At 74.8% G+C, this 21548-nt stretch carries 18 protein-coding genes; 14 read left to right on the plus strand and 4 right to left on the minus strand.

What is annotated here, in order from left to right; genetic code table 11:
* The first annotated feature begins 184 nt into the window (after window positions 1–184).
* The 12 genes from IEW03_RS10725 to IEW03_RS10780 all read left to right on the plus strand — a co-directional run bounded on the left by IEW03_RS10725 (window position 185) and on the right by IEW03_RS10780 (window position 13146).
* On the plus strand, window positions 185–1279 hold the full coding sequence (locus IEW03_RS10725) for a BMP family lipoprotein (RefSeq protein WP_188523670.1): 1095 nt from the start codon (window positions 185–187) through the stop codon (window positions 1277–1279).
* Between the two features lie 155 nt (window positions 1280–1434).
* Window positions 1435–2967, plus strand: coding sequence for an ABC transporter ATP-binding protein (locus tag IEW03_RS10730; protein WP_188523671.1), 1533 nt, complete (start codon window positions 1435–1437; stop codon window positions 2965–2967).
* Complete coding sequence (locus IEW03_RS10735; RefSeq protein ID WP_188523672.1) at window positions 2964–4403, plus strand: ABC transporter permease; 1440 nt, start codon at window positions 2964–2966, stop codon at window positions 4401–4403. Before IEW03_RS10730 ends, IEW03_RS10735 begins: the two co-directional genes overlap by 4 nt.
* Window positions 4400–5707 carry an ABC transporter permease gene (locus IEW03_RS10740; protein ID WP_188523673.1) on the plus strand — a complete coding sequence of 436 codons (1308 nt, stop codon included), beginning with the start codon at window positions 4400–4402 and terminating at the stop codon, window positions 5705–5707. The genes IEW03_RS10735 and IEW03_RS10740 overlap by 4 nt, the downstream gene beginning before the upstream one ends.
* A gap of 2 nt (window positions 5708–5709) precedes the next feature.
* Window positions 5710–6147, plus strand: coding sequence for a cytidine deaminase (locus tag IEW03_RS10745; protein WP_188523674.1), 438 nt, complete (start codon window positions 5710–5712; stop codon window positions 6145–6147).
* A complete protein-coding gene (locus tag IEW03_RS10750; protein WP_188523675.1) occupies window positions 6147–7442 on the plus strand; it encodes a thymidine phosphorylase in 1296 nt (431 codons plus the stop codon). The genes IEW03_RS10745 and IEW03_RS10750 overlap by 1 nt, the downstream gene beginning before the upstream one ends.
* A gap of 240 nt (window positions 7443–7682) precedes the next feature.
* Entirely contained in the window at window positions 7683–7958 is a 276-nt protein-coding gene (locus tag IEW03_RS10755; RefSeq protein WP_188523676.1) for a hypothetical protein, read from the plus strand.
* A 20-nt stretch (window positions 7959–7978) separates the two neighbouring features.
* Window positions 7979–9094 (plus strand): adenosine deaminase, encoded by a 1116-nt coding sequence (locus IEW03_RS10760; RefSeq protein ID WP_188523677.1) that lies wholly within the window; start codon window positions 7979–7981, stop codon window positions 9092–9094.
* Window positions 9091–9819, plus strand: coding sequence for a deoxyribose-phosphate aldolase (deoC, locus tag IEW03_RS10765; RefSeq protein ID WP_188523678.1), 729 nt, complete (start codon window positions 9091–9093; stop codon window positions 9817–9819). Before IEW03_RS10760 ends, deoC begins: the two co-directional genes overlap by 4 nt.
* Window positions 9820–9829: 10 nt before the next feature.
* Window positions 9830–10492, plus strand: a complete 663-nt coding sequence (locus IEW03_RS10770) for an ABC transporter ATP-binding protein (RefSeq protein WP_188523679.1) — start codon at window positions 9830–9832, stop codon at window positions 10490–10492.
* A complete protein-coding gene (locus IEW03_RS10775; protein ID WP_188523680.1) occupies window positions 10489–12234 on the plus strand; it encodes a hypothetical protein in 1746 nt (581 codons plus the stop codon). The genes IEW03_RS10770 and IEW03_RS10775 overlap by 4 nt, the downstream gene beginning before the upstream one ends.
* Before the next feature lie 96 nt (window positions 12235–12330).
* Complete coding sequence (locus IEW03_RS10780; protein WP_188523681.1) at window positions 12331–13146, plus strand: siderophore-interacting protein; 816 nt, start codon at window positions 12331–12333, stop codon at window positions 13144–13146.
* Window positions 13147–13186: 40 nt separating this feature from the next.
* Here IEW03_RS10780 and IEW03_RS10785 read toward each other — a convergent pair whose 3' ends face one another.
* Both IEW03_RS10785 and IEW03_RS10790 read right to left on the minus strand, forming a co-directional pair.
* A complete protein-coding gene (locus IEW03_RS10785; RefSeq protein ID WP_188523682.1) occupies window positions 13187–15040 on the minus strand; it encodes a phospho-sugar mutase in 1854 nt (617 codons plus the stop codon).
* 28 nt (window positions 15041–15068) lie between these two features.
* Window positions 15069–15920, minus strand: coding sequence for a purine-nucleoside phosphorylase (locus IEW03_RS10790; RefSeq protein ID WP_188523683.1), 852 nt, complete (start codon window positions 15918–15920; stop codon window positions 15069–15071).
* A 77-nt stretch (window positions 15921–15997) separates the two neighbouring features.
* Here IEW03_RS10790 and IEW03_RS10795 point away from each other — a divergent pair, with 77 nt between their 5' ends.
* Window positions 15998–17515, plus strand: a complete 1518-nt coding sequence (locus IEW03_RS10795) for an NAD(P)H-quinone dehydrogenase (protein WP_229737919.1) — start codon at window positions 15998–16000, stop codon at window positions 17513–17515.
* Window positions 17516–17618: 103 nt separating this feature from the next.
* Here IEW03_RS10795 and IEW03_RS10800 read toward each other — a convergent pair whose 3' ends face one another.
* Window positions 17619–18155 carry an NUDIX domain-containing protein gene (locus IEW03_RS10800; protein WP_188523684.1) on the minus strand — a complete coding sequence of 179 codons (537 nt, stop codon included), beginning with the start codon at window positions 18153–18155 and terminating at the stop codon, window positions 17619–17621.
* 131 nt (window positions 18156–18286) lie between these two features.
* On the opposite strand from IEW03_RS10800, the gene IEW03_RS10805 reads away from it, so the two are divergent.
* Window positions 18287–19603, plus strand: a complete 1317-nt coding sequence (locus IEW03_RS10805) for an MFS transporter (RefSeq protein ID WP_188523685.1) — start codon at window positions 18287–18289, stop codon at window positions 19601–19603.
* 14 nt (window positions 19604–19617) lie between these two features.
* On the opposite strand, the gene IEW03_RS10810 is transcribed toward IEW03_RS10805, so the two are convergent.
* Complete coding sequence (locus IEW03_RS10810; RefSeq protein ID WP_188523686.1) at window positions 19618–21405, minus strand: acetyl/propionyl/methylcrotonyl-CoA carboxylase subunit alpha; 1788 nt, start codon at window positions 21403–21405, stop codon at window positions 19618–19620.
* Between the last annotated feature and the right edge of the window lie 143 nt (window positions 21406–21548).

Consider the following 21548-nt stretch of genomic DNA (forward strand, 5'->3'; position numbering starts at 1 on the left):
CTCGGGGGTGCACCTGCCCTGAACCCGCTGGCACGTGTCGGCCACGTTCCCGGCGTATACCGCTTCGATAACGACTCCTGCCGGTTCACCGTGCACGGTTCTCCAGCCGGTGCGCGGTGACTAGGCTGCCCAGCGTGACGGGCCGGAAGACCCTGGCCCTCGTGACCGATCGACAGGAGCGACAGTGAAGAGAGCGACCCAGCTCACGGCTCTGGCGGGGGCCGTGGCGCTCGCGCTGGCTGCCTGTGCCGAGGCACCCGAGGAGTCCGGCGACGACGGCGGCAACGCCGCAGCGAGCGACTTCACGCCGTGCATCGTCTCGGACCAGGGCGGTTTCGACGACAAGAGCTTCAACCAGCTGAGCTTCGAGGGCGCCAAGCAGGCGGCCGACGAGCTGGGCACCGAGCTCATCGACGTGCAGTCCCAGTCGGAGAGCGACTTCAAGCCGAACATGGAGTCGCTGGTCGGTCAGAACTGCGACGCGATCGTCTCGGTCGGCTTCGCGCTGTCGGCCACCACGATCGAGTCGGCGGCCGAGAACCCGGAGACCGAGTACATCATCGTCGACGACGCCGCCGACGCGGACTTCGACGGCAAGACCGACGCCGAGAACATCAAGCCGCTCCTGTACGACACCGCGCAGGCCGCGTTCCTCGCCGGCTACCTGTCCGCGGGCTACTCGGAGACCGGCAAGGTCGGTACCTTCGGCGGCCAGCCCTTCCCGACCGTGACGATCTTCATGGACGGCTTCAAGCAGGGCGTCGAGTACTACAACGAGACCAAGGACGCCAAGGTCGAGGTCGTGGGGTACTCGGGTGGCGAGGAGGGCGTCTTCACCGGCGGCTTCGAGGCCAACGAGACCGCCAAGACGTCCGCGCAGAACATCATCGACCAGGGCGTCGACGTCCTGCTGCCCGTCGGTGGCCCCGTGTACCAGTCCGCCATCGCGGCGATCAAGGACTCGGGCCGCGACATCGCGCTGGTCGGCGTGGACGCCGACTTCTACGAGACCGACCCGGCCACCAAGCCCTACGTGCTGACGTCGATCCTCAAGAAGATGGACGTCTCGACCTACGAGGCCACGCTGGCCGCCGGCGAGGGCAACTTCGACGCGACGCCGTACGTGGGCACCCTCGCGAACGAGGGCGTGGGCCTGGCCCCGCTGCACGACTTCGAGGACAAGGTCGACCCCGCCCTCATGGAAGAGGTCGAGGCGCTCAAGCAGCAGATCATCTCCGGTGAGGTCGAGGTCACCTCGTACCTCGCGGGCCAGGGCTGATCGGTACCTGACGGGCCCGAGAAACATCGACCGTGCGCGGGTCCCGGGGAGCGATCTCCTCGGGGCCCGCGCACGAAGTGTGCGGAGCGGCGACGACGCGCTCCCGGTGAGAGGCTGACGGGCGGGACCCATGACCCCCCGCGAGGAAGGCGAACATGCGGCTCGAGCTGCGAGGGATCACGAAACGCTTCGGCGCGCTCGTGGCCAACGACCACATCGACCTGGTGGTGGAGCCGGGCGAGATCCACTGCCTGCTGGGTGAGAACGGCGCCGGCAAGTCGACGCTGATGAACGTGCTGTACGGGCTCTACCAGGCGGACGAGGGCCAGATCCTCCTCGACGACGCGGTGCAGGAGTTCGACGGTCCGGGCGACGCCATGGCCGCCGGCATCGGCATGGTCCACCAGCACTTCATGCTCGTGCCGGTGTTCACCGTCGCCGAGAACGTCATGCTCGGCCACGAGTCGACCCGGGCGGGCGGCGTGCTCGACCTCGACGCGGCCCGCGCGAAGGTCACCGAGATCTCCGCCCGCTTCGGCTTCCACGTCGACCCCGACGCCCTCGTCGAGGACCTCCCCGTGGGCGTCCAGCAGCGCGTCGAGATCATCAAGGCGCTCTCGCACGACGCCGACATCCTCGTGTTCGACGAGCCGACGGCGGTGCTCACCCCCCAGGAGACGGACGAGCTCATGGGGATCATGCGTCAGCTGCGCGACGAGGGGACGGCGATCGTCTTCATCACGCACAAGCTGCGCGAGGTGCGCGAGGTCGCCGACCGGATCACCGTGATCCGCCACGGCAAGGTCGTCGGGGAGGCGAGCCCGAGCGCGAGCGACGGCGAGCTGGCCTCGCTCATGGTCGGGCGCGCGGTCGAGCTCGTCGTCGCCAAGGACGAGCCCACCCTGCGCGAGAACGCGCTCGAGGTCACCGACCTGGAGGTCGTCGGGCCCGGCGGGCAGGTGCTCGTCGACCGGGTCAGCTTCTCGGTGCGCGGCGGCGAGGTGCTCGTCGTGGCGGGCGTGCAGGGCAACGGCCAGACGGAGCTCACCGAGGCGCTCCTCGGGCTGCAGGAGCAGGTGCGCGGCAGCATCCAGCTCGACGGACAGGAGCTGGTCGGCCGCACGGTGCGCCAGATCCTGCGCGCCGGGGTCGGGTTCGTCCCCGAGGACCGGAACACCGACGGCCTGGTCGGCGAGTTCACGATCGCGGAGAACCTCGTGCTCGACCGGACCGACGGGCCGCCGTTCGTGCGCCGGGGCTCGCTCCAGCTGCGCGCCCGCGACAGCTTCGCGCGGGAGAAGGTCGCCGAGTTCGACGTGCGCACCCAGGGCATCGAGACCAGGGTGGGTCGCCTGTCCGGCGGCAACCAGCAGAAGGTGGTCCTCGCCCGCGAGCTGTCGCGCGAGCTGCGGCTCTTCGTGGCCGCGCAGCCCACGCGCGGCGTGGACGTCGGGTCCATCGAGTTCATCCACAAGCGGATCGTCGAGACGCGTGACACCGGGATCCCCGTGGTGGTCGTGTCGACGGAGCTCGACGAGGCCGTCGCCCTCGCCGACCGGATCATGGTCATGTACCGCGGCAGCGTCGTCGGCATCGTCCCGGCGGACACCCCGCGCGACACGCTCGGCCTGATGATGGCCGGCATCCCGCCCGAGACCGGGCCCCAGAACGAAGGAGACGCGGCGTGAGCGGCGAGACGCCCCGCCCGGACGGCCGGGAGCCCGAGCCGGAGGCCGTGCCTGAGCCCGCAGGCGGACAGGTGCCCGACGCCGACCCCGGCTCCCCGCTGGCCGAGGCGCTCGAGACCGTCGACGCCCAGGCCGAGCCCGGCCTCGCGGAGGAGCTCCAGCAGGAGGCGGCGCGCGAGCAGACGCCCGTCGTCGCCGACACGGGCGCGCGGTGGCGCGACGCGTTCCGCCGCGCCACCTCGGGCGGCTGGGCGGTCGCGCTCGGCGCGATCGTGCTCGCGGTGATCGCGGGCTCGATCCTGATCATCGTGACCGACGAGCGCGTGCAGGCTGCGGCGCCGTACTTCTTCGCGCGGCCGGCGGACACCCTCGCCGCCGTCGGCCGGGCGGTCGGCGGCGCCTACTCGGCGCTCTTCCAGGGCGCGGTCTACAACTTCGGCGCCGACTCGTTCGCCGTCGGGATCCGCCCGTTGACGCAGACGCTGACCAACGCGACACCGCTCATCGCCGCGGGGCTCGGCGTCGCCCTCGCCTTCCGGGCCGGCCTGTTCAACATCGGCGGCCAGGGGCAGATGCTCATGGCGGCCACGGCCGCCGGCTGGATCGGCTTCGGCGTCACCGGGCTGCCGTTCCCGTGGCACATGCTGCTGTGCGTCGTGGCCGGCGTCGCCGCGGGCGCGCTGTGGGCCGGCATCGCCGGCCTGCTCAAGGCCCGCACCGGCGCGCACGAGGTGATCGTCACGATCATGCTCAACTACGTCGCGTTCTACCTGCTGTCGTACTTCCTCGCGACGCCGGGCCTCATGCAGGCGCCCGGGTCCGCGAACCCCAAGACGCCGCCGATGGCCGAGAGCTCGGTGCTGCCGCCGCTGCTGGGCGACAGCTACAACCTGCACTGGGGATTCGTGCTGTCGCTGGCCGCCGTGGTCTACGTGTGGTGGCTCCTGAACCGCTCGAGCACCGGGTTCTCCTTCCGCGCCGTCGGCGAGAACCCGAAGGCCGCGCGCGTGGCCGGCATCGACGTCTCCCGCGCGACCGTCTACGTCATGCTCATCGCCGGTGGCCTCGTCGGCCTGGCCGGCGCGCAGCAGGTGCTGGGCACGGTGACCACCGGGTTCGGCGCCGACATCGACGCCGGGATCGGGTTCGACGCGATCACGGTGGCCCTGCTGGGCGGCTCGTCGCCCTGGGGCGTGCTCGGCGCGGGCATCCTGTTCGGCGGCTTCAAGGCCGGCGGCTCGGCGATGCAGGCGGCCGAGGGCATCCCGATCGAGATCGTGCTCGTGGTCCAGTCGCTGATCGTGCTGTTCATCGCGGCGCCGCCGCTCGTGCGCGCGATCTTCCGGCTCCCGCAGCCCGACCGCGTCCCGCGGACGCGTCGCCGTCGCGCGGCAGCCGCACCGACCACCGCACCGACCAAGGGGGGACAGGCATGACCGCCACGACCGCGGGCGTGCCCGCAGCCGCCGGGGCCCCGGCCTCGCAGGACGCCCCGCGTGCCGTGGCGACGACGACGTGGAAGGCCGTCATCGGCCTCGGCGTCGTGCTGGTGCTGTACGCGCTGCTGCTGCTCCTGTCCCCGCACGACGGCTCGGCCCGGTTCCTGCTGTCCACCAGCACCGACCTCTTCGTGCTGTCGACCTTCGTGGTGCCCGCCATGGCCACCGCGTGGGTGTGCGGCGGGGTCGGGCTCGCCGTGCTGCTGCTCGCCGCGGTGCGCACCCGTGCCGGGCGACCGGTGCCGGTGTGGGCGATCGCGGTCTTCGCCGCCGCGCTCCTGGTCGGCTTCCTCGCCTGGGCCGCGGCCGGCAGCCCGCGTGACCTGTCCGTCGTCGGCCTGCTCAGCGGCTCGGTGGCGCTGTGCGTGCCGATCGTCTACGGCGCGCTGGGCGGGGTGATCGGCGAGCGGTCCGGCGTCGTGAACATCGCCATCGAGGGGCAGCTGCTGGCGGGCGCGTTCACCGCCGCGATCGTCGGCTCGATCACCGACAGCCCCTGGGCCGGCCTGGTCGCCGCGGTGCTCGCGAGCGCGCTCGTCGCGCTCGTGCTGGGCATGTTCACCATCACCTACAAGGTCAACCAGGTGATCGTCGGCGTGGTCCTCAACGTGCTGGTCATCGGCCTGACGAGCTTCTTCTACTCCGAGGTGCTGGTCCCCAACGCCGAGACGCTGAACACCACCACCCGCTTCGAGCGGCTCCCGGTCCCGTTCCTCGAGCGGATCCCGATCGTCGGGCCGGTGCTGTTCAACCAGACGATCGTCGTGTACCTGATGTTCGTCGCCGTCGCCGTCGTCTGGTTCGCGCTGTTCCGCACGCGCTGGGGCCTGCGGGTCCGCGCGGTCGGCGAGCACCCCAAGGCCGCCGACACGGTCGGCATCGACGTCGTGCGCACCCGCTACCGGGCGGTGCTCATCGGCGGCGCGATGGCCGGCATGGGTGGCGCCTTCTACACGGTGGTGTCGATCAACCAGTTCGGCCGGGAGATGACGGCGGGCGCCGGGTTCATCGCCCTCGCCGCGGTGATCTTCGGCAAGTGGGACCCGCTGCGCGCCGCGCTGGCAGGCCTGCTGTTCGGCTTCGCGACCAACCTGCAGAACGTGCTGTCGGTGGTCGGCTCGCCCGTGCCGAGCCAGTTCATGCTGATGCTCCCGTACGTGGTGACGCTGCTCGCCGTGGCCGGGCTCGTCGGCAGGTCACGGGCGCCGGCGGCCGCGGGCGACGCGTACAGCAAGGAGTAGCCGTGGCGACCGACGACGCGGGCGTGCCGGACTGGGAGGCGCTGCGTGCCGCCGCCCGCCAGGTCGTGGGCCGGGCGTACGCGCCCTACTCGGGCTTCCCGGTGGGTGCGGCCGCGCTGGCCGACGACGGGCGCGTCGTCGTGGGCTGCAACGTGGAGAACGCCGCTTACGGCGTCACGCTGTGCGCGGAGTGCTCCCTCGTCTCGGCGCTGGTGACGGGTGGCGGTGGCCGGCTGGTCGCGTTCACCTGCGTGGACGGGGCGGGCGAGCTCCTCATGCCGTGCGGGCGCTGCCGGCAGCTCCTGTGGGAGCACGGCGGCCCCGGCCTCCTCGTCGACTCCCCGCGCGGCGTCGTGCCGATGACCGAGGTCCTGCCCGACGCCTTCGGCGCGCCCGACCTGGCGCGCGACCTCACCGACCGACCCGCCCCGGAGGCCTGATGACCCGCGAGCCGTTCGACGCCGTCGACGTGATCCGCACCAAGCGCGACCGGCGCGAGCTCACCGACGACCAGGTGGACTGGGTGGTCGACGCCTACACCCGGGGCGCCGTCGACCAGGAGCAGATGGCGGCGCTCGCGATGGCGATCCTGCTGAACGGGATGAGCCGGCCCGAGGTGGCCCGGTGGACCGCGGCCATGATCGCGTCGGGGGAGCGGATGGACTTCTCCGGACTCTCGCGCCCGACCACGGACAAGCACTCCACCGGCGGGGTGGGCGACAAGATCACCCTGCCGCTGGCGCCCCTGGTGGCGTCGTTCGGGGTGGCGGTCCCGCAGCTGTCCGGCCGCGGACTGGGTCACACGGGCGGCACGCTCGACAAGCTCGAGTCGATCCCCGGCTGGCGCGCGTCGCTGACGGGTGACGAGCTCATGGCCCAGCTCGAGGACGTCGGTGCCGTGATCTGCGCCGCCGGCGCCGGCCTCGCGCCGGCGGACAAGAAGCTCTACGCCCTGCGGGACGTGACCGGCACCGTGGAGTCGGTGCCCCTCATCGCGAGCTCGATCATGAGCAAGAAGATCGCGGAGGGCACGGGCGCGCTCGTGCTGGACGTGAAGGTCGGTTCGGGCGCCTTCATGAAGGACCTCGACACGGCGCGCGAGCTCGCGCGCACGATGGTCGACCTCGGCACCGACGCCGGCGTGCGCACGGTCGCGCTGCTCACCGACATGGCCACGCCGCTCGGCCGGGCGGCGGGCAACGCGCTGGAGGTGCGCGAGTCGCTGGACGTGCTGGCGGGCTCGGGTCCCGAGGACGTGGTCGAGCTCACCGTCGCGCTGGCGGTCGAGATGCTCGCCGGGGCCGGCCGTCCGACGCCCGAGGCCGAGGTGCGGGCCGCGCTGGGCGACGGCCGCGCGATGGACGTGTGGCGGCGCATGATCGCCGCCCAGGGCGGGGACCCGGACGCACCGCTGCCCGTGGCCGCCCACCGGCAGGACGTGGTCGCCGACCGTTCCGGGGTGCTGGGGGCGCTGGACGCGTACGCGGTCGGGGTCGCCGCCTGGCGGCTCGGTGCCGGGCGGTCGCGCCGGGAGGACCCGGTCCAGGCGGGCGCCGGCGTCGAGCTGCACGCCAAGCCGGGGGACGAGGTCACGGCGGGGCAGCCGCTGCTGACGCTGCACACCGACACCCCCGAGCGGTTCGACCGCGCCCGCGCCGCGCTCGACGGTGCCTGGTCGGTCGGCGACGAGGCCGCCGCGGGGCGCGGGCCGCTGCTGCTCGACCGGGTCGGCTGACCCCGGGCGGGCGGGCGGACGGAGAGGGTCCGCGGTGGAGCTCCGGCGGTCGTCCCGGCTCACCGACGTCCTCGCCGCCGTCGGGGAGTTCACGGGGGTGCCGTCGTCGCCGCCACCGCGGGGCAGGTTCGCGCGCCCGGTGACGCGTCTCGCGCCGTTCCGCCCTCAGCGGCCCCCCTGGCGCGCAGAGCGGGGCCGCGTGACCATGGGAGCCCACCGTCGTCGAGCGAAGGAGGCCTCATGAGCACCGTCCCGGACGACGCCTGGCGGGACGCCGGGCTGGAGGACCAGGAGGACACCACGAGCCTGCTCGAGGAGGCCCAGGAGGCCGACGACGCGTCACCGCCGGCGGACCGGCCGGAGGAGTACAGCCCGGCCGCGGCCCGCCCCGACCTGGAGGGCGCGGCGTCGGAGGCGGACGTCGTCGAGCAGTCGCAGGTGGTCCGCGGCCTCGACGAGCACGAGGACGAGGCGGGCGCGGACGACCAGGGCGAGGTCGACGACGCGGAGGGCTGACGGCCGGTAGGTTGGCCCCCATGACGCACGCCCTCGTCGACCTCATCCCCGACCTGCCCAAGGTCCTGCTGCACGACCATCTCGACGGAGGCCTGCGACCGCAGACCGTGCTCGAGCTCGCCGACGAGGTGGGCCACGAGGTGCCGGCCGGGGACGCCGACGCGCTCGGCGCCTGGTTCGTCGAGGCGGCCGACTCGGGCTCCCTGGTGCGCTACCTCGAGACCTTCGACCACACCATCGCCGTCATGCAGACGCCGGAGGCGCTGGCGCGGGTCGCGCGCGAGGCCGTCCTCGACCTCGCCGCCGACGGCGTCGTCTACGCCGAGCAGCGCTGGGCGCCCGAGCAGCACGTGCAGCGCGGGCTCGCCCTGGAGGCCACCGTCGAGGCCGTGCAGGCGGGCATCGACGAGGGCATCCGCGAGGCGGCGGCCCGCGGGCAGACCATCCGCGTGGGGCAGCTCGTCACCGCGATGCGGCACACCGACCGCTGGCAGGAGATCGCCGAGCTCGCCGTCGCCTACCGCGACCGCGGGGTGGTCGGCTTCGACATCGCCGGTCCGGAGGACGGGTTCCCGCCGTCGCGGCACGCCGGCATCTGGCGCTTCCTCGCCGAGCAGAACTTCCCGGTGACCGTGCACGCGGGCGAGGCCGCCGGCCTCGACTCCATCGCCCAGGCCGTGCACCTCGGCCAGGCGGACCGCCTCGGGCACGGCGTGCGCATCGTCGAGGACATCACGTTCCACGAGTCCTTCGACGACGACGGCGAGCGCCTGGCGGAGCTGGGGCCCCTCGCGCACTGGGTCCGCGACCACCAGATCACCCTCGAGGTCTGCCCGGTGTCGAACCTGCAGACGGCGGCGACGACGGCCACGACGGTCGCCGACCACCCGATCACACGGCTCAAGGAGCTCGACTTCGCGGTCGCGCTGAGCACGGACAACCGGCTCATGTCGCGCACGTCGATGTCGCACGAGATGACGCGCCTCGTGACGGAGGCGGGCTGGACGATCGACGACCTCGCCGACGTGACGATGACGGCCGCCTGGAGCGCGTTCGTCCACCACGACGAGCGTCGCGAGCTCGTCGACGAGCTGATCCTGCCCGGCTACCAGAAGGTCGAGGGGGCCCTGCGATGACCGAGCCCACGCCCGGCACACCGACCGACGCCGCCGCGCTGGCCCGGTACGTCGACCACACGCTCCTGAAGCCGGAGGCCACCGAGGCCGACGTCACGGCGCTGGTCGAGGAGGGGGCGCGGCTCGGGGTCTTCTCCGTGTGCGTCTCGCCGACGTTCGTCGCGCACGCCGTCGAGGTGGCCGCCGGGCGCCTCGCGGTCGCGACGGTGTGCGGCTTCCCGTCCGGCAAGCACGTCAGCGAGGTCAAGGCCGCCGAGGCGGCCCGCTCGGTCGCGGACGGCGCCGACGAGGTGGACATGGTCGTCGACGTCGGTGCGGCGAAGGCCGGCGACGTCGAGGCCGTGCGTCGCGACATCGCGGCCGTCCGCGCGGCCGTGCCCGCCGGCAAGGTCCTCAAGGTCATCATCGAGTCCGCGGCCCTGACCGACGACGAGATCGTCGCCGTGTGCCAGGAGGCGCAGGCCGCCGGCGCCGACTTCGTCAAGACGTCGACCGGCTTCCACCCCGCCGGCGGCGCGTCCGCCCATGCCGTGGCGCTGATGGCGCGCACCGTCGGCCCGGCACTGGGCGTCAAGGCGTCCGGCGGCGTGCGCACGCTGCCCGACGCGCTCGCGATGATCGCCGCCGGCGCGACCCGGCTGGGGCTGTCGGGCACCGGCGCCGTGCTCGCGGGCTTCGACGACGCGACGTCCGCCGGGGGCGCGCCCTCGGACGGCGGCTACTGACCGCCCGGCGATGACCGGGAAGCACGGGGACGCGCCGGTCGTCGAGATCGACGGCGCGTCACGCACCCACGGGACCGTCGAGGTGCTGGCGCCGACCTCGCTGACGGTCGTGGCGGGCCAGGCGGTCGCCGTGGTGGGGCCGAACGGCAGCGGCAAGTCGACCCTGCTGCGGCTGGTGGCAGGCAAGGACGCGCCGACCGCGGGCAGCGTCCGCGTGCTGGGCCTGCCGGCGACCGAGGCGCGACGCCGGCGCCGCGAGGAGGTCGCGCTGCTGCTCGGGGGCCTGTCGGCGTACCCGGACCTCACGGTCGCCGAGCACCTGCGCCTCGTGTCCTCCGCGTGGGCGGGCCGGCACCCGGGGCCGGGGGTCGACGAGGCGCTGGCCGAGGCAGAGCTCGAGCGGGTGCGCGACCAGCTGCCCGGCGAGCTGTCCTCGGGGGAGTCGCAGCTGTTCGCCCTCGCCACCACCCTGTACCGGCCGGCGCGGCTGGTGGTGCTGGACGAGCCCGAGCAGCGCCTGGACGCCCGGTGGCGGGCGGTGGCGCGTCGGCTGGTCGGCCGGGCGGCGGACGCGGGCCGGGCTCTCGTCGTCGCGACGCACGACCCCGACCTGCGCGCCGACCTGGCGGCGCGTGGCGGCGAGGTGGCGCTGGCCGCCCCCGGGCCGCGATGACGGACCCGGAACGGGAGCCGGTGCCCGCCCCGGAGCGTGCGTCGGACGACGATGCCGCGCGGGCCGCCCACCTCGACGACGGGCGGCGGGTCGCGTACGGCCGGTGGCGCCGGTGGGTGCGCTCGCTGCGGCGACGCAGCATGCTGGTCCGAGTGGCCGAGGGCGGAGGCGACCCGAGCGACCGGGTCTACCTGGCGTACGGCGTGGTGCTCCTGGCGCTGGTCTATGGCCCGATCCTCTGGTCGGCCCTCGCGCAGGCCGGGACGGGACTGCGCACCGCGGCGGTCGTCGGCGCGGCGAACGGCGCCGGCGCGTGGGACACGCCCGACGTCGCGCGGCTCGTCGCCGGCGGACTGCTCGCGCTCGGCGTCGCGGCGGCCGCGGCGCTCGCCGCGGCCCGGGCCGGCGGCCCGCTGTCGGTGAGCCCCGCCGAGGCGACGTTCGTCCTCGGCGGGCAGTTCCGCCCCCGGGTGGTGCTGCGGCGCCGGGGCGCGGCGCTGGTGGCTGGGGCGGCGGTCGTCGCGGCGTTCGGCGCGACGGCGCTCGCGCACGGCGCCGGGGACGGCGCCGGCCCCGTGGCGTGGTGGGGGGTGTGCGCGGCGCTGCTGGCGCAGGTCCCGCTCGCGGTGGGCGTGGGCGCGCAGGCGCCGAGGTGGCGGCGCGCGTCCACGTCGGTGACGGCGGTGCTGCTCGTCGTCGGGGGCGTGGCGGCGACGGCCGCGCTGCTCGACCCGGCTCGGGGACGGACGACGATCGGCGTCGCCTGCCTGGCCCCGGACGGGGGAGAGGCACCGTGCCCCGTGGACGTCGGGCTGGTCGCGGGGCAGCCCGGGGCGGGTCTGGTCGTCGGGGCGGCCCTGGTCGGGCTGGCCGCCGTGGGCCTGGTTCTGCAGGCGCTGCCGGATGAGGTCGACGTCGACGCGGCGGCGAGCGGCCACCGCAGCACCGTCGCGGCCGGGCGCGGCCTGGTCGGCGGCGAGTCGGGTGCCGTCGCGGACGTGCTCGGACCCGTGACGTACGGCGGGCGCCGCGCCCGGCTTCCCGGCGCCCTCCTGCGCCGGGCCCCCGTGGTGGCGCGCGACCTCCTGGGCCTGCGGCGGCGCCCGGTGGCGCTCGCCGGTTCTCTCGCGGTCGGCGGCGTCGGTGGCCTCCTCGTCCTGCTCGGCGCGGGTGCGGCGGGTGAGGGCGCCGCAGCGGGGGGTGCCTCCCCGGTCGCGGTCGTCGTGGGCGCCGCCCTCCTGTACGCGGCGAGCGCGACGTGGTGCGGCGGCCTGCGCGCCCTGGCGGCGCAGACCGAGCCGGGAGCGCTGCTTCCCGGCGGCCCGGGGCGTCAGGTCGCCGCGCACGCGGTGGTGCCCGTCCTGGTGGGGATCCTGGCTGCGGCCCTGGGCGGGGGCGTCACCGCGGCGTGGGCCGCCGCGGCCGGCGCGTCCGTCTCGGCGGCCGGGCCGGCCGTCCTGCTACTCGTGCTCGTCATCGTCCTGGTGCTCGCGGCCCGGGTGTGGGTGGCGGGCGCGACGACCGCGCCCCCGGGCGTCTTCACCCCGATGGTGACGCCGGCCGGCGACGCCTCCATGCTCGTGCTGGGCGCCTGGTACCTGCGCGGCTGGCTGGTCGTGATCGGGACGGCCTGGCTGCTGCACCGCGCGACGCCCGGCGGCGAGGTCGTCGCGGCGGTGGGGGTGGCGGCGCTCGCGGCATGGCTCGTGACGTCGGGGGTCCGCCGCCTCGCCGGCTCGTGACCGGGCACCGGCGACCCGGGCACCGGTGACCCGGCACGTCGCGGGTGACCTTTGTCACCGGGGCGACGGCCGGGGAGAGGTTAGGCTCGCCTCACCATGACTGAGACGACCACGCCCGCAGCACCGGCCGGCGCCCCGGCCCGCAAGCGCGTGCCCCGGCACGCGACCGTCACGGCCGTGCGGTGGCTGACCCCGCACATGGTCCGCCTCACGCTCGCAGGGCCCGAGCTCGCCGCGGGCGCGGCCCCGCCGGTCGAGCACACCGACGCCTACGTGAAGCTCGTGCTGGGCGAGCTCGAGGACGGCCGCCCGCTGCTGCGCACCTACACGGTGCGCGCCGTGCGCGACGGTGAGTGGGACATCGACTTCGTGGTCCACGGGGACGAGGGCGTCGCCGGGCCGTGGGCGGCACGGGCGCAGCCGGGCGAGCCGGTGGCCTTCCTGGGGCCCGGTGGCCTGTACGCGCCGGACCCGCAGGCGCCCTGGCACCTGCTCGTGGGCGACGACGCGGCGCTGCCGGCCATCGCGGCGGCGCTCGAGTCGCTGCCGGCGGGGGCCGTGGCGCACGCGTTCGTCGAGGTCCCCGGGCCGGACGACGAGCACATGATCGACTCGCGCGCCCACGTGCGCCTCACCTGGGTCCACCGCGGCAGCGACGACCTCGCCGACGTGGTCCGGCGCGCCCACGCGGCGGGCGAGCTCCCCGCGGGCACCCCGCACGCCTTCCTGCACGGCGAGGCCGGCTGCGTGCGCGACCTGCGTCGGTGGGCGCGCTCGGAGCTCGGCGTGCCGCGCGAGCTGCTGTCGGCGTCCGGGTACTGGCGCCGCGGCACCGACGACGAGGGCTGGCGCGCGCAGAAGCGTGACTGGAACGCGGCCGTCGAGCAGGACGACGCCGCCCTCGGCGGCTGACCCGGGCGGGTCCGAGCCGACCGGGGCTGAGCCGACCGGGTCAGCCGAGCCCCAGCGCGGCGCGCATGTCGGCCTTCACCCGGTCGAGCTTGGCCTGCGCCGCGACGCGCAGGCGCCCGACGTCGTACGACGAGGCGTCCGGGGCGACCGGCTCCACCACCTCCAGGTAGCACTTGACCTTGGGCTCGGTGCCGCTGGGCCGCACGACGACGCGCGTGTCGTCGGCCCCCAGCAGCACGACGCCGTCGGTGGGCGGGAGCCCGTCCACGCCGGTGGTCAGGTCGAGGACCTGCGCCACCCCGGCCCCGGCCAGCATCCGCGGCGGGGCCGACCGCAGCCGGTCCATGGTGTCGCCGATGCGCTCGAGGTCGTCGAAGCGTGCCGAGAGCTGGTCGGTGAGGAACAGCCCGTTCTCGCGGGCGACGTCGTCGAGCGCGTCGATCAGGGTGCGCCCGTCGGCCTTGAGCCGGTCGGCGAGCTGCGCGACCAGGACGGCGGCGCTGATGCCGTCCTTGTCCCGCACGTTTGCGGGGTCGACGCAGTAGCCGAGCGCCTCCTCGTAGCCGAAGACGAGCCCCGGCGTGCGGCTGATCCACTTGAAGCCCGTGAGGGTGGTGGCGTGCGCGGCACCGTGGTGCGCGGCGATCGACGACAGCACCCGCGACGACACGACCGACGACGCGAGCACGGGCCGCCCGCCGGGGCCCGGCCGGACGGGCCCGGCACCGCCCACGCCCCGGGTGACGATCTCCCGGCCGAGCAACGCGCCCACCTCGTCGCCGTGCAGCATGCGCCACCCCTGCGAGCGGGCGGTCTCGGCCCCCTGGTAGGTGCCGGCCGCCGGGTCGACGACGGCCACGGCGCACCGGTCGGCGTCCGGGTCGTTCGCGATGACGACGTCGGCGCCGACGTCGGAGGCGAGGCCGAGCGCCATGTCGATCGCGCCCGTCTCCTCGGGGTTGGGGAAGCGGACGGTGGGGAAGTCGGGGTCGGGGTCGGCCTGCTCCTCGACGGGCACGACGTGCGTGAACCCGGCGTCCGCGAGCGCGCGCGCCAGCACCCGCCCGCCGACGCCGTGCAGGGAGGTGGTGACGACCTTCAGCGTCCGGGGCTTCCCGTCGGACAGGGCGCGCACGGAGGCCAGGTAGGACAGCACGACGTCGCGGTCGAGCACGGTCCACCCGGAGTCGGCGCGCGGCACGTCGGACGCCGGGCCCGCGGCGGCGATGCGCTCGGCGATTCCAGCGTCGTGCGGCGGCACGATCTGCGCGCCCTGCCCGGCGTCGGTGACGACCCGCCCGCCCAGGTAGACCTTGTAGCCGTTGTCGGCGGCGGGGTTGTGGCTCGCCGTCACCATGACGCCGGCGTCGGCGTCCAGGTGCCGCACCGCGAACGCGAGCACGGGCGTCGGCAGCGGTGAGGGCAGCAGCAGGACGTCGGCCCCGGCCGCGGTGAGGACGGCGGCGGTGTCCGTGGCGAAGGTCGCCGAGCGGTACCGCGCGTCGTAGCCGACGACGACCCGGGGAGCCGCCTCGCGGGTGGCGGCCCGGCCCAGCGTGGCGGCGAGGTAGGCGCCGAGCCCGGCGGCCGCCGTCGTCACGACCGCGCGGTTCATCCGGTTCGGGCCGGCGGCCATCGCACCCCGCAGGCCGGCGGTGCCGAACTGCAGCGTCCCGGCGAACCGGTCACGCAGCTCGGCGACGGCGCGGGCGGCCGTGCTGCGCCGGTGGGAGGCCGTGTCCTGGACGAGCTCCGCGAGCTCGGCCCGGTCCGCCTCGTCGACGTCGTGGCGGATCCAGTCCTCCACCTGGTCGAGCAGGAGCTCCAGGGGGACGGTCGGCCCGTTCGGGCCCGCGGTGGGTTCGAAGGCCGGGTCGTCGGTGTCCAGGCTCATGGCAGGCGCTCCTTCGGGCCGGGCGGCGTCAGAGGGACTTCACGATCCGCGCGAGCAGGTCGCTGATGCGCGGGCCGGCCTCCTGACCGGCCTCCAGCACCTCCTCGTGCGACAACGGCTGCGGGCTGATCCCGGCCGCGAGGTTGGTCACCAGGGAGATGCCGAGCACCTCCATGCCCGCGTGCCGGGCGGCGATCGCCTCGAGCGTCGTGGACATGCCGACCAGGTCGGCGCCCATGAGACCCGCCATCTTGACCTCGGCCGGGGTCTCGTAGTGCGGCCCGGGGAACTGTGCGTACACGCCCTCGGGCAGCTCGGGATCCACGGTGCGGGCGATCTCGCGCAGCCGCGAGGAGTAGAGGTCGGTGAGGTCGACGAACGTCGCGCCCTCGAGCGGGGACGTCGCCGTCAGGTTGATGTGGTCGGACAGCAGCACCGGCTGGCCGGGCCGCCACGAGATGTGCAGGCCCCCGCAGCCGTTGGTGAGCACGACCGTCTCGCACCCGGTCGCGGCGGCGGTACGGACACCGTGCGCGACCCGGCGCACGCCCTTGCCCTCGTAGAGGTGCGTGCGCCCGCCGATCACCAGGGCGTGACGGACGGCGCCGTCCGGGCGCTCCACCCGGATCGAGCGGGTGGTCGAGCCGTGCCCCACGACCGACGGCCGGGCGAAGCCGGGGATCTCATGGGTGGGGACCTCCGCGACGACGTCGCCCACGAGCTCCGCCGCGCCGCCCCAGCCCGACCCCAGCACCAGTGCGACGTCGTGCCCGGACACGCCCGTGACCTCGGCGATGTGGTCGGCGGCGGCGCGGGCCACGTCGAACGGGTCGGTCGCCGGGTCGTCGAGGTCGGGGACGATCGGGGTCGTGGTGCTCATGGACCCGAGGGTAGCCCGGCGACCGGGCCCCCGCCGCACCGGCTCCGAGCCCGCGCCGGGCCTGACACAATGGCCCCGTGCCCACCGTGAACACCCCTCCTGAGGACACCCCTGCCCCCGTCGCCGCACCCGGCGCACCGGCAGCCCACCCCCGCGGCCAGCGCGTCGTCGTCGTCGGCGGCGGACCGGGCGGCTACGAGGCCGCCCTCGTCGCACGCCGGCTGGGCGCGCACGTGACCGTGGTGGAGCGGCACGGCGTCGGCGGCGCCGCCGTCCTCACGGATGTCGTCCCCTCCAAGACCCTCATCGCGACCGCCGAGTGGCTGACCACGGCCGAGCAGGGCCCCGAGCTGGGGATCCGCTCCGAGGCCCTCGTGTCGTCGGAGACCGGGCTCGAGCCGGGCGTGGACCCGGCGGCGCGCAGCAGCCGGGCCCGCCGCGACCTGGTCGACCTGAAGGCCGTGAACGCGCGCGTGCTCGCGCTCGCCGAGGCGCAGTCGGCAGACATCCGCGCCCGCCTCGAGCGTGAGGGCGTCGAGGTGCTGACCGGGCGCGGGCGCCTGGACGGCCCGTCGCGCGTCGTCGTCGAGCAGGAGTCCGGCACCGTCACGCGGGACGCGGACACGATCCTGCTCGCGACGGGCGCCACCCCGCGCACGCTGCCCACCGCCGTCCCGGACGGCGAGCGGATCCTCACCTGGACGCAGCTCTACCGGCTGACCGAGCTGCCCGAGAAGCTCATCGTCGTCGGCTCGGGCGTCACCGGCGCCGAGTTCGCCGGGGCGTACCACGCGCTGGGCTCGGACGTCGTCCTCGTCTCCTCGCGCGACCGGGTGCTGCCGGGCGAGGACATGGACGCCGCCGAGCTGCTCGAGGGTGTCTTCCGCTCGCGCGGTATGACCGTGATGTCCCGCTCGCGCGCCGCGTCGGCCGAGCGGACGGCCGACGGCGTCGCCGTCACCCTGTCGGACGGGCGGGTCGTCACCGGGTCGCACGTGCTCATCGCCGTCGGGGGCATCCCGTCGACCGCCGGGCTGGGGCTCGAGGAGGCGGGGGTGCGGCTCACCGAGTCCGGGCACGTCGCCGTCGACAAGGTGTCGCGGACGTCGGTGCGCGGCATCTACGCGGCCGGGGACTGCACGGGGATGCTGCCCCTGGCGTCGGTCGCGGCCATGCAGGGGCGCATCGCCATGTCGCACGCCCTGGGCGACGCCGTCGCGCCGCTGCGCCTCAAGCAGGTCGCGGCGAACATCTTCACCGCGCCCGAGATCGCGACCGTCGGGTACAGCGAGGCGCGCCTGCGCGAGCAGGGGTCACGCTACGTCACGACGATGCTGCCGCTCGCGCGCAACCCGCGGGCCAAGATGCTCGGCATGCGCGACGGCTTCGTCAAGCTCTTCGCCCATCCGGAGGCGGGTGTCGTGCTCGGCGGCGTCGTGGTGGCGCCGCGGGCGAGCGAGCTCGTGTTCCCCATCACGCTCGCCGTGGCGCACCGGCTCACCGTCGACGACGTCGCCGACGCGTTCACCGTCTACCCGTCGCTGTCCGGGTCGGTCGCCGAGGCCGCGCGCGTGCTGCACGGCCAGGTGCGCTGACGCCCTCGGCGTCCGCCTCCCGGCCGGGCCTTGACCTCAACCTTGGTCGAGGTCTCAGGGTGGTGCCGTGCACATCGTCCGAGAGGGTCCCGGGCGGCCGGCGTCAGGAGTCGCGGCCGCCGTCCAGCAGCGCCAGGAGGTCGGGCAGCGCCGCGGCGAACGGCGGGAGCAGCGGCAGCCCGTCCAGCTCGTCGAGCCGCACCCAGCGGACCTCGAGGCTCTCCGGGTCGGCGGCCGCGGGCTCGACGACGGCACCCGGCACCACCTCGCCGACGACCGTCGTGTAGGACCACGCGCCGTGGTCGAGCACGTGCGTGCCGACCACCTGCACCGACTCCGGCAGGATCGCGGCCTCCTCCAGGGACTCGCGCAGCGCACCGTCGACCGCGGTCTCGCCCGGCGCGAGCGCGCCACCGGGCACGCCCCACGTGCCACCCTGGTCCGACCACAGCGCACGGTGCTGCAGCACGACCTCGGTCACCGGCCCGTCCGTGTCACCGGCGCCCGGGGTCCCGCCGCGCCGCGCCAGCAACAGCCCGGCCGCGCCGTGCAGGCCCCAGTGACGATGGTCGCCGCACGTCACCCACCCGTCCCCGGGCTGCCGGTGCAGGACGTCACGGGGCGGAAAACGGTTCGGCACGCGGCCAGGCTACCGGGGAGGATGTTCTCGGCGACGCCCCCCGCCGATGAAGACCGGCCCGGCCCGAGGTCCACCCCTGCACCACCCCGTCCACCCGCCGTCGCCCCGACGAACGAAGGCCGTACCGCCCCATGACCGAGAACCTCCCCACGACTCCCGCCGCCGACCTCGCCACGCAGGCCGGCGACGCGCCCACCGGCGTCGCCGAGGACGACCCGCGCTGGAAGCGGAACGTCGCCGTCTTCCTCACCGGCCAGACGGTCTCCCTGCTCGGCTCGATGCTCGTGCAGTTCGCCGTCATGTGGCACCTGACGATCCTCACCCAGTCCGGGTCCGTGCTCATGCTGAGCATCGTGTTCGGCATGCTGCCGCAGGCGTTCGTCTCGATCTTCGGCGGCGTGTGGGCGGACCGGCACGACCGCCGGCTGCTCATCATCGGCGCGGACACCACGATCGCGGTCGTCACGCTCGCGCTCGCGCTGCTGATGCTCTCCGGCGTCGACGACCTGTGGGTCATCTACGCGGCGCTCGCGGTGCGGTCCACGTTCGCCGGCATCCAGACCCCCGCCGTGAGCGCGATGGTCCCGCAGATCGTCCCGGCCACCCAGCTCATCCGCATCAACGGCATCAACCAGTCCATCCAGTCCGGCATGATGCTCCTCGCGCCGGCACTGGCAGCCGCCGTCTACGCGAACTTCGACATCGTCGCGGTGTTCTTCGTGGACGTCGTGACGGCACTCGTCGGCGTGGGCCTGCTCCTGCTGGTCCGGGTCCCGCGGCTCGTGCGCTCCGACGCCGGCGCCCCGCCGAGCTACTTCGGCGACCTCGCGGCCGGGGTGCGGTACATCCGGTCCCACGCGGCCGTGCGGTGGCTGATGACGGTGTTCGCCGTGACGATGCTGCTCATCGGGGCGCCGTCGTACCTCACGCCCCTCATGGTGACGCGCACCTTCGGCGAGGAGGTCTGGAAGCTCACCGCCAACGAGCTCTTCTGGGCCTCGGGCATGCTCGCCGGCGGCCTGCTCATGGCCGTCATCGGGCCGCGGGTCCGCAACCGGATCGCCCTCGTCGTCGGCGCCACGCTCGCGGCCGGCGTCCTGACCGCGGGCCTGGGGCTGTCCACGAACCTGTGGGTGTTCTTCGTGCTCGGCCTGGGCGTGGGCACGGCGTTCACCCTCATGTCGACCCCCGCGATGTCGATCCTGCAGGAGACCGTGGAACCCGAGATGCAGGGCCGGGTCTTCGGCTTCGTCGGCATCGTCATGACGGTGTCCATGCCGTTGAGCATGGTCGTGTTCGGACCGCTCGCGGACACCTACGCCGTGGAGTCGCTGCTCGTCGTCGCCGGCGTGCTGCTCACGGCGTTCGTCGCCGTGGTGCTGGCGGTCCCGTCCGCGCGCCGGTCCCTGGCGTCGGTCGCTCGTCCCACCGCTCCCGCCGACGACTGAGCCTGCGCTGCGTCCTAGTCGACGATGTCGCAGATGGCGGCGCCCGCCGTCACCCCGGCCCCGGGCTCGAGGGTGAGGGACCGCACGGTGCCGGAGCGGTGCGCGAGCAGCGGCTGCTCCATCTTCATCGCCTCCAGCACGACGACGAGGTCGCCCTCGGCCACCGTGTCGCCCTCGGCGACGGCGACCTTGACGATGGTGCCCTGCATCGGCGAGGCGAGGGTGGCGCCGCCCGACGCGCCGGCGGCACGGCCGCCGTTGCGGCGGGCCGGACGGCGGGCGGCGTTGGCGCGGCGCGCCCGACCCGCGGCGACGCCGAGGCCGGCCGGCAGCACGACCTCGAGCCGGCGTCCGCCGACCTCGACGACCACGCGCTCGGCGAGCTCCTCCGGCTCCTCGGCCTCGGGGGCGGGCGCGGGCGTGGACGGCCCGAGCCCCGCCACGGTGTCCGCGAAGTCGGTCTCGATCCAGCGCGTGTGGACGCGGAAGCCGGAGCCGTCGGAGGGCACGAAGTCCTCGGAGTCGAGCACGGCGCGGTGGAACGGCACGACCGTCGGGATGCCCGCGACCTCGAGCTCGCGAAGCGCCCGCCGGGCCCGCTGCGCCGCCTGGGTGCGGTCGGCGCCGGTGACGATCAGCTTGGCGAGCATCGAGTCGAACGCGCCGGAGATCGTGTCGCCCTCGACGACACCGGTGTCGACGCGCACGCCGGGCCCGCTGGGCCAGCGCAGCGTCGTGACGGTACCGGGAGCGGGGAGGAAGCCGGCGGCCGGGTCCTCGCCGTTGATGCGGAACTCGAACGAGTGCCCGCGCACCGGCGCGGCGTCGTAGCCCAGCTCCTCGCCCGCCGCGATGCGCAGCTGCTCGCGCACCAGGTCGATGCCCGTGACCTCCTCGGTCACGGGGTGCTCGACCTGCAGGCGCGTGTTCACCTCGAGGAACGACAGGGTCCCGTCCGTCCCGACGAGGAACTCGCACGTGCCGGCCCCGACGTAGCCCGCCTCGCGCAGGATCGCCTTCGACGCACGGTCGAGCTCGGCCTCCTGCTCCGGCGTGAGGAACGGCGCCGGCGCCTCCTCGACAAGCTTCTGGTGGCGCCGCTGCAGGGAGCAGTCGCGGGTGGAGACCACCACGACGTTCCCGCGCGAGTCGGCCAGACACTGCGTCTCGACGTGCCGCGGCCGGTCCAGGAAGCGCTCGACGAAGCACTCGCCGCGGCCGAAGGCCGCCGTCGCCTCGCGCACCGCAGACTCGTACAGCTCGTCGATCTCGTCCGCGCTGCGCGCGACCTTGAGGCCGCGACCGCCGCCGCCGAACGCCGCCTTGATCGCGATCGGCAGCCCGTGCTCGGCCGCGAACGCGTGCACCTCGTCGGCGCCCGTCACGGGGTCCGGCGTGCCGGGCACGAGCGGGGCGCCCGCGGCGTGCGCGATGTGCCGCGCGCTCACCTTGTCGCCCAGCGCCTCGATCGCCGCGGGCGGCGGGCCCACCCACACCAGGCCGGCGTCCATCACGGCCTGCGCGAACCGGGCGTCCTCCGACAGGAAGCCGTACCCCGGGTGCACGGCATCGGCGCCGGAGCGGCGGGCGACGTCGAGGAGCTTGTCCGCGTCGAGGTAGGTCTCGGCGGCACGCACGCCGTGCAGGGCGAACGCCTCGTCGGCGAGGCGCACGTGCAGCGAGTCCCGGTCAGGGTCGGCGTAGACGGCGACGGAGGCGAGGCCGGCATCGGCGCACGCGCGGGCGATACGGACGGCGATCTCACCGCGGTTGGCGACGAGGACCTTGCTGATGGTGGGCACGGCTCACGGTAACGCGTGCGCCTGGTCCCTCCGGCACTCGCGGGCCGCGGGCGGAGAAGTCTGTGCCCGGTGCCAACGGCGTTCGGGCCCGTTTGGAGGGATCCGACATGGACTGCGCCCCATCGGGCTGCCGGAGCCGTCGG

The sequence above is a fragment of the Isoptericola cucumis genome (genome assembly GCF_014635665.1).
Taxonomy (GTDB): domain Bacteria; phylum Actinomycetota; class Actinomycetes; order Actinomycetales; family Cellulomonadaceae; genus Isoptericola; species Isoptericola cucumis.